The 15,261-nt window shown below is 72.4% G+C and carries 11 protein-coding genes; 6 read left to right on the forward strand and 5 right to left on the reverse strand.

Features of this window, described 5'->3' with window-relative positions; genetic code table 11:
- Nucleotides 1-81: 81 nt before the first annotated feature.
- The gene (locus OG598_RS03995; RefSeq protein ID WP_328653058.1) at nucleotides 82-2,619 is read left to right on the forward strand and encodes a sensor histidine kinase; all 2,538 of its coding nucleotides are present in this window, start codon (nucleotides 82-84) and stop codon (nucleotides 2,617-2,619) included.
- A complete protein-coding gene (locus OG598_RS04000; protein WP_088988684.1) occupies nucleotides 2,616-3,038 on the forward strand; it encodes a roadblock/LC7 domain-containing protein in 423 nt (140 codons plus the stop codon). Before OG598_RS03995 ends, OG598_RS04000 begins: the two co-directional genes overlap by 4 nt.
- Nucleotides 3,039-3,117: 79 nt before the next feature.
- Here the strand turns inward: OG598_RS04000 and OG598_RS04005 are convergent, their stop codons facing one another.
- Nucleotides 3,118-4,461: a GH1 family beta-glucosidase gene (locus tag OG598_RS04005; RefSeq protein WP_328653059.1), complete on the reverse strand. Its 1,344-nt coding sequence runs from the start codon at nucleotides 4,459-4,461 to the stop codon at nucleotides 3,118-3,120.
- An 847-nt stretch (nucleotides 4,462-5,308) separates the two neighbouring features.
- Here OG598_RS04005 and OG598_RS04010 point away from each other — a divergent pair.
- Nucleotides 5,309-8,215, forward strand: a complete 2,907-nt coding sequence (locus OG598_RS04010; protein ID WP_328653060.1) for a glycoside hydrolase family 48 protein — start codon at nucleotides 5,309-5,311, stop codon at nucleotides 8,213-8,215.
- Between the two features lie 363 nt (nucleotides 8,216-8,578).
- On the opposite strand, the gene OG598_RS04015 is transcribed toward OG598_RS04010, so the two are convergent.
- Nucleotides 8,579-9,247, reverse strand: a complete 669-nt coding sequence (locus tag OG598_RS04015) for a DUF3159 domain-containing protein (RefSeq protein WP_328655269.1) — start codon at nucleotides 9,245-9,247, stop codon at nucleotides 8,579-8,581.
- A gap of 170 nt (nucleotides 9,248-9,417) precedes the next feature.
- Here OG598_RS04015 and OG598_RS04020 point away from each other — a divergent pair, with 170 nt between their 5' ends.
- Nucleotides 9,418-10,305, forward strand: a complete 888-nt coding sequence (locus OG598_RS04020; RefSeq protein ID WP_328653061.1) for a phosphatase PAP2 family protein — start codon at nucleotides 9,418-9,420, stop codon at nucleotides 10,303-10,305.
- Between the two features lie 39 nt (nucleotides 10,306-10,344).
- On the opposite strand, the gene OG598_RS04025 is transcribed toward OG598_RS04020, so the two are convergent.
- Both OG598_RS04025 and OG598_RS04030 read right to left on the reverse strand, forming a co-directional pair.
- The gene (locus tag OG598_RS04025; RefSeq protein ID WP_328653062.1) at nucleotides 10,345-11,208 is read right to left on the reverse strand and encodes a DUF1028 domain-containing protein; all 864 of its coding nucleotides are present in this window, start codon (nucleotides 11,206-11,208) and stop codon (nucleotides 10,345-10,347) included.
- Between the two features lie 47 nt (nucleotides 11,209-11,255).
- The gene (locus tag OG598_RS04030) at nucleotides 11,256-12,476 is read right to left on the reverse strand and encodes a low temperature requirement protein A (RefSeq protein ID WP_328653063.1); all 1,221 of its coding nucleotides are present in this window, start codon (nucleotides 12,474-12,476) and stop codon (nucleotides 11,256-11,258) included.
- Between the two features lie 154 nt (nucleotides 12,477-12,630).
- On the opposite strand from OG598_RS04030, the gene OG598_RS04035 reads away from it, so the two are divergent.
- Both OG598_RS04035 and OG598_RS04040 read left to right on the forward strand, forming a co-directional pair.
- Nucleotides 12,631-13,614 (forward strand): LLM class F420-dependent oxidoreductase, encoded by a 984-nt coding sequence (locus tag OG598_RS04035; RefSeq protein ID WP_328655270.1) that lies wholly within the window; start codon nucleotides 12,631-12,633, stop codon nucleotides 13,612-13,614.
- Nucleotides 13,611-14,402, forward strand: a complete 792-nt coding sequence (locus OG598_RS04040; protein WP_328653064.1) for an SDR family oxidoreductase — start codon at nucleotides 13,611-13,613, stop codon at nucleotides 14,400-14,402. Before OG598_RS04035 ends, OG598_RS04040 begins: the two co-directional genes overlap by 4 nt.
- A gap of 4 nt (nucleotides 14,403-14,406) precedes the next feature.
- Here OG598_RS04040 and OG598_RS04045 read toward each other — a convergent pair whose 3' ends face one another.
- Nucleotides 14,407-15,210 carry a class I SAM-dependent methyltransferase gene (locus OG598_RS04045; RefSeq protein ID WP_328653065.1) on the reverse strand — a complete coding sequence of 268 codons (804 nt, stop codon included), beginning with the start codon at nucleotides 15,208-15,210 and terminating at the stop codon, nucleotides 14,407-14,409.
- Nucleotides 15,211-15,261: the final 51 nt, after the last annotated feature.

The raw sequence follows: 15,261 nt of genomic DNA on the forward strand, positions 1-15,261 counted from the left end.
CCGTTGACAGCGGTACCGAGCCTGGTTGGATGGACTGCGCTCCCCCGACCGCGGTGGACGCGGTAGGACGGAGGAGGCAGGGTGGCGGCAGGTCCCGACCCGGCGAACGGCGCGGTGTCGAACCATCGCCGACGCCGCTTCGATGTCCGAGTCGTTCCGCATCGACGGCGGTCGCCGTTCCGACTGCGCGACTGGCGGATGAGCACGAAGCTCGCCACCGTGCTGCTGGTGCCGTCGATGGCGTTCCTCCTGCTCGCCGGGGTGCAGACCAGCACCCTGGTGGGGCGGACGACGGCGTTGAACGACTTCTCCAGTCAGGTCGGCATCGGCCGGCAGATCACCGCGGCGGTGCACCAGCTCCAGCAGGAGCGTGACCGTTCGGCGGGGGAGCTGGGTGAGCTGCGTAAGGGTGGTGACCGGCAGGCCGCCGCGAACGACCTGAAGCCGTTGCAGGCGGCCACCGACAAGGCCATCGTGGACCTCAGCCGGGCCGCCGAGCCCCTGGCCGACGCGGACGCGTCCTGGCGGGTGGCCTTCTCCGAGGCGCTGGAGACGTACGACCAGGTGGTCGACATCCGCGCGGCGATTCCGCCGGCGGTCCTCAGCACCGAGACCATCCTGAGCAACTACCACCGGGCCGTCGGGGCGTTGCTCGACCTGCTCGCCGAACCGACGCCGGGGCAGAACCAGCCGGCGTTGAACGACGCGGTGCTGCGCTACGTCCAGTTGGCCCGGGTCAAGGAACTCTCCTCCCGGGTGCGGGCCCAGCTCTACGCCGCTGCCCGCGTCGGTGCGTACGGCACCGAGGACCGGGTGATCCTCGCCGACCTGCGCGGTCAGCAACTCACCGCGCTCGGCGCGTTCCGGGTGGCCGCGACCAGTGAGCAGATCCGCCGCTACGACGAGACCTCGGTGTCGCCGAATTTCCTGGTCGCCACCGGGTTGGAGGAGCGCAGCCTGTCCTCCGGCGGCGCGTCGCCGCAGGTGCTGCCGTCGGAGCAGTGGTGGTCGGCCAGCCAGCAGCGTCAGGAGCTGCTGCGTCAGCTCGAGGCGGGTGTGCTCGACGACGCCGTACGGCAGGCCGAGGAGGCCAGCGACGATCAGCTGCGGACGACCCTGCTGGTCGTCGGCGGTGTGGTCACGGTCCTGCTGGCCGCCCTGCTGATCTCGTTGCTCATCGGGCGGTCGGTCGCCCGGTCGATGCGGATGCTGCGCAGCCAGGCGCTGCGGATCGCCCAGGTCGAGTTGCCGGACACCCTGGACCGGCTGAAGACCGTCACCGGTGGGGTGCCGCGCATCGATGTCGCGCCGGCGGTGGTCCGTTCACTCGACGAGATCGGCGAGCTGGCCGAGGCGTTCGTGGCGGTGCACCGCAGCGCGGTCACGGTCGCCGTCGAGCAGGCGCTGATGCGGCGCAACGTCAACGCGATGTTCGTCAACCTGGCCCGCCGTAGTCAGGTGCTGGTGGAGCGTCAGCTGGAGCTGCTGGACGACCTGGAGCGCGAGGAGAGCGACCCGGACCAGTTGGAGAACCTGTTCAAGCTCGATCACCTGGCCGCCCGGATGCGCCGTAACGACGAGAGCCTGCTGGTGCTCGCCGGCACCGACTCGACCCGCCGGTGGAACCGGCCGGTCGGGCTCGGTGCGGTGCTGCTGGCCGCCGCCGCGGAGATCGAGCAGTACCAGCGGGTCCGGATCGAGTCGGTGGCCGATGTGCACATGGTCGGGCACGCCGTCGGCGAGTTGGTGCACCTGCTGGCCGAGCTGCTGGAGAACGCCACCGCCTTCTCCCGCCCGGACACCGTCGTGGTGGTGACCGCCCGGGTCGAGGCGGGGGGTGCGCTGATCGAGATCGTCGACCGGGGTCTGGGTATGAGCCCGACCGCGCTGGTGCAGGCGAACGAGGTGCTGGCCAGCCCTCCGGCCGCGGACGTCGCCGCCGTGGAGCGGATGGGGCTCTTCGTGGTCAGTCACCTCGCGGCCCGGTTGGGCGTCCGCGTGCGGTTGGAGGGCGGCGAGGACGGCCTGGTCGCCCGGCTCGCCCTGCCCGCGGTGTTGCTGGCGCCGGCGGGCAGTGTGGAGCTGGATGCGCCCCCGTCGGCGCGGATGCTGGCGGCGAGCGCGGCGCGGGGGCTGGTTCCGCAGTCCGGTGCCGTCCGGCAGGCCCCTGGTCCGATGCCGAACGGCGCGGTGCGGGACCTGCCGGTGGCCGGCCGCCCGCCGGGCGTCGGCGTGCCGCGTCAGGGCCGCCCGGTTCCGGTACGCGCCGAGGACGTGTTGACCCCCGCCGCTGCTCGCGGTGCCGGCGGGGGCTGGTATTCGCGGCAGGGCCCGACCGTGCCGGTGGTGCCCGCCGCGGCGGCGCCACCGACGATCCCGGTGACCGCCGGCACCAATGAGCGGGGATTGCCGGTGCGGGTGCCCATGGCGCAGTTGAGCGCCGTCACCCGTTCGGCACAACCGATGACGGCACCGACCCGCACCGACCCGGACCCGGAGGCGGTCGGCGGCATGCTCTCGCGGCTCTACAGCGGAGTACGGCGCGCCGAGGCTGAGGACACCACCGAGATACCCGTGCCACCGTCCGGGGGGCACGACGAAGGGGGACGACGACAGTGACGACGTTGAGCCAGGAGGCGCGTGACCTGAGCTGGCTGGTGAGCGCGTTCGCGGAGCGGGTGCCGGGTGTGGCGCACGCGGTGGTGGTCTCCTCTGACGGGCTGCTGGTGGCGATCTCCGATCACCTGCCGCGCGACAACGCGGACAAGCTCGCCGCGGTGACGTCCGGGCTGATGAGTATCACAGCGGGCGCGGCCTCGATGTTCGACGGCGATGTCGTCAAGCAGACGGTGGTCGAGATGGGCCGTGGGTACTTCCTGGTGATGCAGATCCGCGACGGTTCGATTCTGGCCACGCTGGCCGCCGGTGACGCGGACATCGGCGTGGTGGGCTACGAGATGGCCCGGTTGGCCAAGCAGGCGGGGGAGATGCTCACCCCGGCCCTGCGGGCGGAGTTGCAGCAGGCGCTGCCCCGCTGAGTGAGCCGGCCGAGGCCCGGACGGTCACGGCTCACCCGAGCCGAGCCGTCCGGGCCCGGCCGTCCGGGTGGCGGCGCGGTCAGAAGCCGCCGTCGGCGATGACCGAGCGGTACCAGGTGGCGGAGTTCTTGAGCACCCGACGCTGGGTGGCGTAGTCGACGTAGACCAGGCCCCACCGTTGGTCGTAGCCCTGGTCCCACTCGAAGTTGTCCAGCAGTGACCAGACGTGGAAGCTCTCCAGCGGCACTCCGTCGGCGATGGCCCGGTGCGCGGCGGTGAGGTGGTCGCGGAGGAAGCTGATGCGGCCGGTGTCCTGGACGGTGTCGTCCGCGCCCAGGGTGTCCGGTGTGGGCAGCCCGTTCTCGGTGATGGTGAGCGGGATCGGCCCGTACTCGCGGGTGATTCGGGTCAGCAGGTCGTACATCCCCTCGGGGTAGATCTGCTGCCATTCGGCCTCGGAGGTCGCCCAGCGGTGCGCGGTGCCGCCGTCGCCGGTGACGTAGATCGGGGTGTAGTACTGCACGGCCAGCAGGTCGACCGGCGCGGAGATGGTCTTCAGGTCGCCGTCGCGGATGCCCTGGACCATCCGGCTCTGCGGGCCCAGGTCGGCCAGCAGGTCCTCCGGGTAGCTGCCCTTGAGCAGGGAGTCGAGGTAGAGGCGGTTCTCGTAGGCGTCGTAGAGGTGGGCGGCCGCGGCAGCCTGCGGGGAGTCGTCGGCGGGGTAGCAGGGGTGCAGGTTGAGCGCGGGGCCGATGCGGCTGTCGCTGCCGGTGGCCCGCAGCGCGGCGACGGCGTACCCGTGGGCGAGTTGCAGGTGGTGGGCGACCAGGTAGGCGGCGTCCGGGTCCTGCCGCCCGGGGGCGTGGTGGCCGGTGAGGTAGCCGTTCTGCACCACGGTCTTGGGTTCGTTGATGGTGAGCCAGGCCGGCACCCGGTCGCCGAGGGCGCGGAAGACCACGTCGGCGTAGTCGGCGAAGCGGTGGGCGGTGTCGCGTGACTCCCAGCCGCCGGCGTCCTGGAGCGCCTGCGGGAGGTCCCAGTGGAACAGGGTGGCCATCGGGGTGATGCCGCGCTCGTGCAGACCGTCGAGCAGGCGGCGGTAGAAGTCGAGGCCGCGTTGGTTGGGCGTGCCGGTGCCGTCGGGCTGGATGCGGGGCCAGGAGATGGAGAAGCGGTAGCTGCGCAACCCGAGGTCGCGCATGAGGTCGAGGTCCTCGGCGTAGCGGTGGTAGTGGTCGATGGCCACGTCGCCGGTGTCGCCGTTGCGGGTGCGCCCTGGGACGCGGCTGAAGGTGTCCCAGACCGATTCGCCGCGCCCGTCCTCCTTGGCGGCGCCCTCGATCTGGTAGGCGGAGGTGGCCGCGCCCCAGCCGAAGTTGTCCGGGAAGCGCAGCGGGCCGGCGGGCCCGATAGGTATCGACATGGATTCTCCTCATGGATACGGGGCCACCGCCGAAAGATTCGGGAGCGCTCCCATGATAGGGCAGGCGCTGCCGGCCGGTCAGCCGGCCGTCAGAACGGCCGGCGCTGGCGGGTGGGAGACGGGTGTGGCCCCGAGCAGCGAACGAGGCCGTCCGGGCGGCGCGGCGCGCCTGTCCCGTCGGCCTCTTTTCCTATCGTGTACGGGGGTTTAGTGTGGGGACGGGGGAGGGCAACCCCCGTCCCCACCGTAACTGCACACACACGGGCGGAATTTGGGTCCTGCCGTGCGTGTCGCGCGGGAGCCGGGCCACGCGAGTGGCTCTGGTTCCACCTCCCTCCCTGTGGCGGGACGATGGCTGACGACGGCGTCCGGGCTGGCCCGTCGTCGGCCCTCGGTCGGGTTCCCTGGGCTCGTCAGAAACGACCCCAGCGATCTTCTTGTTGGAACCTTGTCGATGGAAGCGCTCCCATCGACCGATGTTGCGACTGTAACGCCCGTCACGCCTTTGTGAAAGACCCAAAACGAGATCGAAACAAGGAGCTGATCCGGCGCTCCGTGCGCTTGTTGTGGGAGCGCTTCCATGGCACACTGTCGATTCGACGCGACAGGAGCCACATCGCGTGAAGTGCGGGTCCACCGAGGGCAACCGGCAGCACCAGCTCCGGTCACGGTCACCCGAGCGCAGCCGGCGGGACCCCCTCCCGCGCGGGCCGCACGCCCTACCCCGGCCGGGCCCGGGGAAGACAACCTTCCCGGCGCCTCGACATCCCCGCGGACCACCACCACCCTCGCGGGCAGGCGCCTCGCCGGGGACCATCCCGGCCTGGTCCGAGGAGACACCGCGCACATGAGACAACTGGCAATACGCCGGCGCGTGGCACTCGCCGCCGCCGCGCTGCTCGCCATCGGCGGGGTGACCCTGCCGGCCGGCGCCGCACAGGCCGCACCCGCCTGCGACGTGGTCTACGCGACAAACGACTGGAACACCGGCTTCACCGCGAACGTCACCATCAAGAACCTGGGTGACCCGGTGAGCAACTGGACGCTCAAGTGGACCTTCCCGACCAGCGGTCAGCGGGTCACCCAGGGCTGGTCGGCCAAATTCAGCCAGACCGGCAGCGAGGTCACCGCGACCAACGAGTCGTACAACGGCAACCTTGCCACCGGGGCCTCCACCACCATCGGCTTCAACGGCGCCCACTCGGGCAGCAACCCGAAGCCCACCTCGTTCACTGTCAACGGCACCCCCTGCAACGGCACCCCGGCCAACCAGCCGCCGACGGTCTCCCTCGGCCTGCCGACCGGGCCGTTCACCGCGCCGGCCGACGTGCCGCTCACGGCCACCGCCAGCGACCCGGACGGGACGATCAGCAAGGTCGAGTTCTACCGCAACGGCCTGCTGATCAACACCGACACCTCCGCCCCGTACGCGTACACGCAGGAGGACCTGCCGGCCGGCAGCTACACCGTCCAGGCCAAGGCGTACGACAACGCCAACGGCATCGGGGTCGACGAGAAGGCGTTCACCGTCGGGGCCGCCACCGGCCCGACACTGGTCGCCACCCCGTCCGCCGTGAGCGTCACCGAGGGCGCCAGCGCCACCTTCAACCTGAAGCTCAGCGCCGCCCCGACGGCCAACGTGCCGGTCACCCTCACCCGCACCGGTGACACCGACGTCACGGTCTCGCCGGCCACCGCCACGCTGACCCCGAGCAACTGGAACACCGGGGTCACCGTCACTGTCGCCGCGGCAGAGGACACCGACACCGTCGGCGGCGCCGCCACCATCACCGCCTCCGCCACCGGTCTCGCCTCGCTGGCGGTCAGCGCCACCGAGATCGACAACGACACCCCCGGCGGCGACAACGCCTACACCGCGAAGTTCCTCGAGCAGTACGGCAAGATCAAGAACTCGGGCTACTTCAGCCCCGAGGGCGTGCCGTACCACTCGGTGGAGACGCTGATCGTCGAGGCGCCCGACCACGGCCACGAGACCACCTCGGAGGCGTTCAGCTTCTGGCTCTGGCTGGAGGCCTACTACGGCAAGGTCACCCAGAACTGGGCGCCGTTCAACAACGCCTGGACGGTGATGGAGAAATACATCATCCCCACGCACGCCGACCAGCCGACCGCCGGCTCCGCGGGCACCCCGCAGTACGCCGCGGAGTACAACCTGCCCAGCCAGTACCCGTCGGCGCTGAACCCGAACATCTCGGTCGGCCAGGACCCGCTCCGCTCGGAGTTGCAGTCCACCTACGGCACCGGCGACATCTACGGCATGCACTGGCTGATGGACGTCGACAACACCTACGGCTTCGGCCGCTGCGGTGACGGCACCACCAAGCCCGCCTACATCAACACCTTCCAGCGGGGCACCCAGGAGTCGGTGTGGGAGACCGTTCCGCAGCCCTCCTGCGACACCTTCAAGCACGGCGGCCAGTACGGCTACCTCGACCTGTTCGTCAAGGACACCGGCGCCCCCGCCAAGCAGTGGAAGTACACCAACGCCCCGGACGCCGACGCCCGCGCCGTGCAGGCCGCGTACTGGGCGCTGACCTGGTCCAAGGCGCAGAACAAACAGGCCGACGTCGCGGCCACCATCGCCAAGGCCGCGAAGATGGGCGACTACCTGCGGTACGCGATGTTCGACAAGTACTTCAAGAAGATCGGCAACTGCGTCGGGGCCAGCACCTGCCCCGCCGGCAGCGGCAAGGACTCGGCGCACTACCTGCTGTCCTGGTACTACGCCTGGGGCGGCGCGTACGACGCCAGCCAGAACTGGTCCTGGCGGATCGGCTCCAGCCACAACCACTTCGGCTACCAGAACCCGTTCGCGGCCTGGGCGCTGACCAACACCCCGGAGCTCAAGCCGCAGTCGTCGACGGCGGTCGCCGACTGGACCAAGAGCTTCGAGCGGCAGCTGGAGTTCTACACCTGGTTGCAGTCCGCCGAGGGCGGCATCGCCGGTGGCGCCACCAACAGCTGGGACGGTAGCTACGCCCAGCCGCCGGCCGGCACCAGCACCTTCTACGGCATGTTCTACGACGTCGACCCGGTCTACAACGACCCGCCGTCGAACCAGTGGTTCGGAATGCAGGCATGGTCGATGCAGCGCATCGCCGAGCTGTACCAGCAGACCGGCAACGCGAAGGCCAAGGCGCTGCTGGACAAGTGGGTGCCCTGGGCGATCGCCAACACCACCCTCGGCACCAACTGGTCGATCCCGTCGGACATGGCGTGGACCGGTCAGCCGACCACCTGGAACCCGTCCAACCCGCAGCCCAACACCGGCCTGCACGTCGAGGTCATCAGCAAGGGTCAGGACGTCGGTGTCACCGCCTCCTACGCCCGGATCCTGATCGCGTACGCGGCCAAGTCGGGCAACGTGGCGGCCAAGAACACCGCCAAGGGGCTGCTCGACGCGCTGTCGGCCGCCAGCGACGCCAAGGGCGTCTCCACCACCGAGAAGCGTGGCGACTACCGGCGCTTCGACGACGTCTACAACGCGTCCACCGGGCAGGGCCTCTACGTCCCGTCGGGCTGGACCGGGAAGATGCCGAACGGCGACACCATCGCCGCCGGCAAGAGCTTCCTCGACATCCGGTCCTTCTACAAGAACGACCCGGACTGGCCCAAGGTGCAGGCGTACCTGGACGGTGGTGCGGAGCCGAGCTTCAACTACCACCGGTTCTGGGCACAGGCTGACATCGCCATGGCGTACGCCGACTACGGCAGCATGTTCCCGAACGGCTGAGACGACCCGGGGTGGGTGGCGTGGACCGCCCACCCCGGGATCCGGCCCGGGTCCGGGGAACGACGGACCGGGGCTGGCGGGACGGCCTGACACCCACGGTCAGGCCGGGGTGGGCCGGCCATCTGGCCGACGCAGCGGATCGGCTGGCCCACCCCACCGCCCGGACTGAAGCCAACCGCGAAAAAGCCCAGAAATTCGGGCCGTCGCGGGACCACACCGAGGTCCGTGACGGAGTAACGTACGTCACCGGAGAGGCCGCTCCCCCCGTGGCGGCCTCTCCACTTTTTTGCCCCAACTCCGGCCGTGCCCCTGCCCCGGGTCCGGCCGTTTCGCTGCCCCGGGTCCGGCCGGGCGGGGCCGGTTTCAGCGAGGCGGCGCGACCGGGTGACGCAGCCCCGGGTGCCCGGCCGGCAGCGAGCGCCGCAGCACCACCCAGCTCAGCGCCAGCGCCGCGGCGACCAGCGGCCAGGTCAGCGCCACCCGGGCCACCACCAGCGCGAGCACCTGCCCACCCAGGTACAGCGGCACGAACACGGCGAGCCGCAGCAGGTAGGTCGCCGTCCACACCCAACTGGCCCGGCCGTACCCGCGCAGCAGCGCCGGGTCGCGCCGCCACCCGGCCCGCTGGCCCAGCACCGCGCCGACCAGCACACCGAGCAGTGGCCACCGCACCACGATGCTGACCGTCCACGCCAGAGCGCTCGCGGCGTTCGACAGCACCTGGATCAGAAAGAAGTTCTCGGCCCGGCCGGTGCGCACCGCGATCAACGCCGCGACGCAGACGGCCAGCAGCCCGATCAGCACCGAGCGCGGCCGGTCACCCCGACGCAGCCGTACGCCGGCCACGACCGCGCCCACGGCCAGCGCCGCCCCGACCCCGCCCCACAGCGACTCGCCGCCCAGCAACCAGCCCACAGCGAACGCCAGCGGCGGCAGGGTCGCGTCGATGGCGCCGCGCCGCCCGCCCAGCAGATCCGCCAGCGACTCGGCCCGCGCCGGCCCACCCGGACCGGCGTCGGCGCCCGTCGGCACCGGCCCTGCCGACCCCGGATTGTCGCCTTCACGCTGCTCCGGACCGGGTTCGGCCCGGCCGCTGTCGCGCTCCGGTGTTCCGCTCACCACCGCCTCCTCGCCTCCGGCACAACCTAACCGGCCATTGGCGGCGGGCCACCGGTCGGACCGCCGACACCTGCCGCTACGGTGTGCGGATGCGCGCGACGGCACGGGGTTGGACCGCGGTCTGGTTGGTCGTACTGGCCCTCGTCCAGGCGGCCGCCTTCCTCGCCGTGTGGCGGGTGGCCGTGCACTCCGAGATCGGTCAGTGGGTGGACACTGTCGCCCTCACCGGCAACCGGATCGGGCAGGACACCATCGACGGTCCGGTCGATAAGATCCTCAACGCGATGTCGGTGGTCTCGCTGCTGGCCGCCACCGCGACGATCGGGTTCATCGCGCTGATCCGCGGGCGGATCGCCCTGGCGATCACCGCGACCCTGCTGATCGCCGGAGCCAACGTCACCACCCAACTTCTCAAGTACGGGCTGAACCGGCCCGACTTCGGTGTCGACCCGGAACGCGCCGCTGTGGGCAACAGCCTCCCGAGCGGGCACGCCACTGTGGCCGCATCGGTGGCTGTCGCGTTGATGCTCGTGCTGCCACGCAAGGTGCGGGCCGTCGGCGCCTTCATCGGCGCCGGCTACGCCGCCGTCGCCGGAGTGGCCACCCTTTCCGCCGGCTGGCACCGGCCCAGCGACGCCGTCGCCGCGTACCTGGTGGTGGGTGTGTGGGCGGCGTTGGCCGGGTTGCTGCTGCTGGTAACCCAGCGGGAGCAGGCCGAGATCGCCCCCGGCGACGCACACCGGGTCGCGGCGCTGGTGCTCGGGCTCGGTGGTGTGCTGGCCCTGGTGGCCTGTGGGCTGTCCCTGGCCTGGCTGCTCGACCTGCGCGACACCGGGCCGGAGGAGCTGGCCCGCCGCCCCCTGTTCGTCGGGTACGCGGGCAGCGCCGCCGGGATCGCCGGCACGATGGCGGTGGTGATGGCGTTGGCGCTCACCGTCGTGCACCGGCTGGTGCCCCGGGTCAAGGGCTGAGCCAGCCGGTGTAGCCGCCTCGCGTGGCGGCGGCCGGGGTCAGCTCGCGGCGCGGGGTGCGGGGACGTGCGGGGCGACACCGCGCAGGTGCGTCAGCACCACCGGGTCGATCCGCCCCGGCACCAGCCGCTCCTCCAGGTTCTCCAACCCGGCCCAGGAGATCAACGCCGCTTCCGTGCCGTCCTCGTGCACCGGATGGCCCAGCGCGCCGAGCAACGCCGCCACCTCGGCGGCGACCGCGCCGCTCAGGTCGAGCAGTGTGGCCGGGTCCGGCCGGCCGAACAGCATGGTGTGCACGGTGAGCAGGCGACCCAGCTCGGCGACCGGGTTCGGGTGGTCGTCCACGCGCAGGTCCACCATTACGTCGCTGGTGCCGCCGTACCCGCCGCCGCGCTCGACCACGAGCAGGCCGGCGCTCTGCCGGCCACGCCGGTCGCCGCCGGCCTCGTCGCCGGCCCGCAGCGCGGCGACCAGCCGCTCGGCGAAGGGCAGCGCCGTCCCCGCCAGCCAGGCCTCGCCGAGGGCGTCGACGACCTCCGGGCCGGTGAGCACGTTGCCCTGCGCGGCCCAGCCGTCGCCGGTCCGCCCGCCGGCCCACGGGTGGCAGGCCGGCCCGGTCCAACTGGCGCCCGCGCCGGTGGCCCCCACGACGCCGAGCTGGCGGTGCTCCCGCTCGGGGTCGGCGGCGATCAGCCCGGCCACCACGTCGGCGGCGGCCACCCCGGTGCGCAGCAGGGTGAGGCCCTGCGGGCGGTAGGCGAGGTTGACGTGCGCCTGGGTGGCCAGCGCGCCCACCTCGGCGGCGGCGGCCGGCACCAGCGCCCCGGCGGCGAGGAACTTGCTGGCGACGGCCACGCCGTGCAGGCGGCCGTCGGCGGAGCGGGCGACGAGCGAGAAGGTCACCGGCCGAGAGTAACCGTCCACGCCGACGCGACATCGACGCGCGAGGCTCAGAACGGTGGCGCGGCAGCCTCCAGTGGGGCGCCGTGGGCGCGACGGGCGTCGACCACCGCGACAGCGGCCAGCACCAGCGCCCCGACCGCGGTCGCGATCACACCGGGCAGGTACAGCAGCGGCAACGACGACGCCACCAGCACCGCGAGGGCGATCCACCGGGACGGGGAGACCCGCCCGAACACCTCGTACTCCAGGCGGGCCCGGCCGGCCAGGAACAGGGCCGGTCCACCGAGCACCATGGCCAGCCACGGCCCGGGGATGCGGTCCAGCGGATGATTGATGATCAGCTCGTAGCCGATCGCGGTGGCGGCGAGACCGATCACCATCAGCAGGTGTGTGTCGGCCGCCGACCGGCCGATGGTGGCGGGGTGGCGGGCCTTCATCACCGCCTCGCCCAGGATCCGCCCGGCCCGCTGCACGTAGATGCGCCACAGCATGATCGAGGTGGCCAGCGCCAGCGCGAACGCCCACACGTGCCCCGCCTCGTAGGGGCCCGCGCTGTACGAGAAACCCGCCACCAGGATCGTCTCGCCCAGCGCGACGAGGAAGAACTGCTGGTACCGCTCGGCCAGATGTTCCCCGGCGATCTCCCACTTGGAGACCGTCGAACGACCCAGGCCGGGCACCGGCCAGCCGCAGCGGGCGGCCAGGTACTCGAAGGCCAACGCCGCCGACCAGAGCACCACCTGCGCGTTGGTGGGCAGCATCGCGCCGCCGATCCAGAGCACCCCGCTGACGGCGTAGATCACCGCCATGCGCACCTTCAACCGGCGGTACGGGTGCGCCCCCAGCGCCATCGACAGGATCAATGGCCGGGTCAGCTGCGCGACGACGTACGCCACCGCGAACATCAGCGCGGTCTCGCTGAACGCCCGGGGGACCGCCACCCCCATCACCATGCTGCCCACCAACGCGGTGAGCACCACCGTCTGCAACGGCACCCGGTACGGGTCGTAGCGGCTGGTCGTCCACGCGGTGCCCTGCCAGACCGCCCAGAGCGCCAGCAGCAACAGCAGCGTCTTGCCGCCGCCGGTGACCGTCCCCCAACCGTGCTCCCGGCCCGGTTCCTGGGTCAGATCCTCGAACGCGCGCGCCGAGATCCGAGTGAGCGCGAAGACGTACACCAGGTCGAAGAAGAGTTCCAGGAACGTCGCCCGGCCGGGCGTGACCGCCGCCGGGACCGGCTCCAGGTGTCCCGCCGCCCTGGAACCCATGGTCAGCGGCCTGCGCCGTCGGTACGGTCCACCTCGAAGTGGTAGCACTTCCCACCGGCGCGCACGGCCGGAAACCGGCGATTCTGCCCAACCCGGGGATCTTGCTCGGGCCCGCGTCAACGGGCACGATCGACCGGTGACGAATCGATGGGGCATGACGGTGCCGCTGGGCGGAATCGCGCTGGCGCAGCACGACGCCGCCTACGCGGCCCTCGACCGGGCCGGGTTCACCGACGTCTGGTCGTCCGAGGTCGCCGGGACCGACGCGTTCACCCCGCTGGCGCTCGCCGCCGCCTGGCAGCCGGGGTTGCGGCTCGGCACCGCGATCACACCGGTCTTCACCCGAGGCCCCGGGCTGCTGGCGATGAGCGCGGCGGCGCTGGCCGAGGCCGCGCCGGGCCGGTTCTCGCTCGGCATCGGCGCGTCCTCACCAGTGCTCGTACGGGACTGGAACGCGGTGCCGTTCGAGGAGCCGTTCCGCCGCACCCGCGACGTGCTGCGCTTCCTGCGCGCCGCGCTGGCCGGCGAGACCGTCGACGAGGCCTACGACACGTTCACCGTCCGCCGGTTCACGCTGGAACGGCCGCCCGAGGTGCCGCCGCCGATCCTGCTCGCCGCGCTGCGCCCGGGGATGCTCCGGCTGGCCGGCGCGGAAGCCGACGGGGTCATCCTCAACTGGCTCAGCGCCGACGACGTGCCGCGCGCCCTCGCCGAGCTGGGCGAGCGCCGCACCGGCTTCGAGGTCGCCGCCCGAATCTTCGTCTGCCCCACCGAGGACGCCACGGACGCCCGGGCGCTGGGCCGGCGGCTCATCACCAGCTACCTCACAGTCCCGGCGTACGCCGAGTTCCACCGTTGGCTCGGCCGCGACCAGACGCTCGCGCCCATGTGGGCGGCCTGGGCCGCCGGTGACCGGCGCGGTGCCAGCGCGGCGGTGCCCGACGACGTGGTCGACGCGCTGGTGCTGCACGGCTCACCGGAGCGGTGCAGCGCCGAGGTGCGCCGCTACGCCGACGCCGGTGTGGACGTACCGATCATGGCGCTGCTGCCCACCCCGGAGCTCGCCGCCGGCGGCGCGGCCGCGTGGCTCAGCCTCATCGCCCAGTTGGGCGCCGACTCCCTAGGAGCGTCCGCGTGAACCTCACCGACCGGATCGTGGTGGTCACCGGCGGAGCCGGCGGCATCGGCGCGGCGCTGTCGCGCCGGTTCGCCGCCGAGGGGGCCGCCGCCGTGGTGGTCGCCGACCTGGACGCCGACGCGGCCCGCGCGGTGGCCGAGGGCATCGGCCCGGTCGCGCACGCCCGCGCGCTCGACGTCACCGACGAGGAGCAGGTCCGCGCGCTGGTCGCCGAGACCGAGCAGCGGTACGGCCGGATCGACCTGTTCTGCGCCAACGCGGGGGTGACCACCGGCGGGGGAGTGGAGGTCGACGACGCCGGCTGGGACCGCTCCTGGCGGGTCAACGTGCTGGCCCACGTCTACTCGGCCCGCGCGGTGCTGCCCGGAATGCTCGCCCGGGGCGGCGGGCACCTGCTGCACACCTGCTCCGCGGCCGGTGTGCTGACCGCTGTGGGCGACGCCGCGTACACCGCGACGAAGCACGCCTCGGTGGGGTTCGCCGAGTGGTTGGCCATCACCTACCGGGACCGGGGCATCCGGGTCAGCGCGCTCTGCCCGCAGGGGGTGGACACCCCGATGCTCGCCGACGGGCTCGCCGACGGTCACCTGGGCGCCCGGGTGGTCGCCGCGTCCGGTGCGGTGCTCACCCCGGACCAGGTCGCCGACGCGGCCATCGCCGGGCTGGCCGAGGAACGCTTCCTGATCCTGCCGCACCCCGAGGTCGCCGACTACGCGCGCCGCCGCGCTGAGGACCCGGACGGTTGGCAGGCCGGGATGCGCAAACTCATCCGCCGGCTGACCGCCTGACCCGCTACCGCTCCGGAACGCGCCCGACGGCCAGGAGATGGGCGCTGGAGCTGATCAGCGCCGGCTCGCTGCTGTAGAGCCGGGCGAGGTCCAACGCCGCGGCGAAGACCGCGTCGGGCGCCGGCCCGTTCGCCGCGGCCTCCGCCGCCGTCCAGGCCGGTCCCTCCACGCCGTGTACGACGACATCGGTCAGCCCCGCGGCCGCGCACTCGTCGGTGATCTCCTCGACCCGGTGGAAGTAGGCGTGGGTGAAGCCGATCCGCGGATCGTTGACGCCGTCGCTCAGCAGCGCCCTGGCCTCGTCGAGCAGCCTCTCGTCGAGTCGTCCGGTGGCCGCGAAGTCCAACGGGCCGGCGAAGCGGGAGATGACGGCGGCCACGACAAGACCGCCGGGGCGGGTGACCCGGGCCGCCTCGCGGAGGGCCTGGAGGCGGTCGGCGCGGCGTACCAGGTGGTAGAGCGGGCCCAGCAGCAGCGCGGCGTCATACCCGCCGGCGGCGTCGGGTAGCGCACGCGCGTCGCCCACCTGCGCCGCGACCGGAGGGTGCCCGTCGCGGGCCTGCGCGACGTGGCTGGGCACCAGGTCGACGAGGCGGACCTGGTAGCCGGCGGCGACGAGGGCGCGGGCGTACTCGCCGGTGCCCCCACCGATGTCCAGCACCCGGGCGCCCGGACCGGGCAGGAGATCCCGCAGGAGCTGCGTCGTGCGGATCCACTCCAGTCGCGCCTGCGGGCGGGCGGTGAGCCGCTGGTCCTCGCGGTAGCGCTGCGTGTAGTAGTCGACGATGTCGCTCGAATGCTGATCCACGCTCTGATGCTCGTCGTCGCGCACACCAACCGCCAGCGTGTTTCGCCCCCG

Origin of the sequence: Micromonospora sp. NBC_00330, from assembly GCF_036136635.1 — a bacterium.
In the GTDB taxonomy this organism is placed as follows: Bacteria; Actinomycetota; Actinomycetes; order Mycobacteriales; family Micromonosporaceae; genus Micromonospora; species Micromonospora salmantinae.

Coding starts and splice junctions, on each gene's coding strand:
- OG598_RS04035 (WP_328655270.1), top strand. CDS start 12,631: ATGACGGTGCCGCTGGGCGGAATCGCGCTGGCGCAGCACGACGCCGCC.
- OG598_RS04005 (WP_328653059.1), bottom strand. CDS start 4,461: ATGTCGATACCTATCGGGCCCGCCGGCCCGCTGCGCTTCCCGGACAAC.
- OG598_RS04010 (WP_328653060.1), top strand. CDS start 5,309: ATGAGACAACTGGCAATACGCCGGCGCGTGGCACTCGCCGCCGCCGCG.
- OG598_RS04030 (WP_328653063.1), bottom strand. CDS start 12,476: ATGGGTTCCAGGGCGGCGGGACACCTGGAGCCGGTCCCGGCGGCGGTC.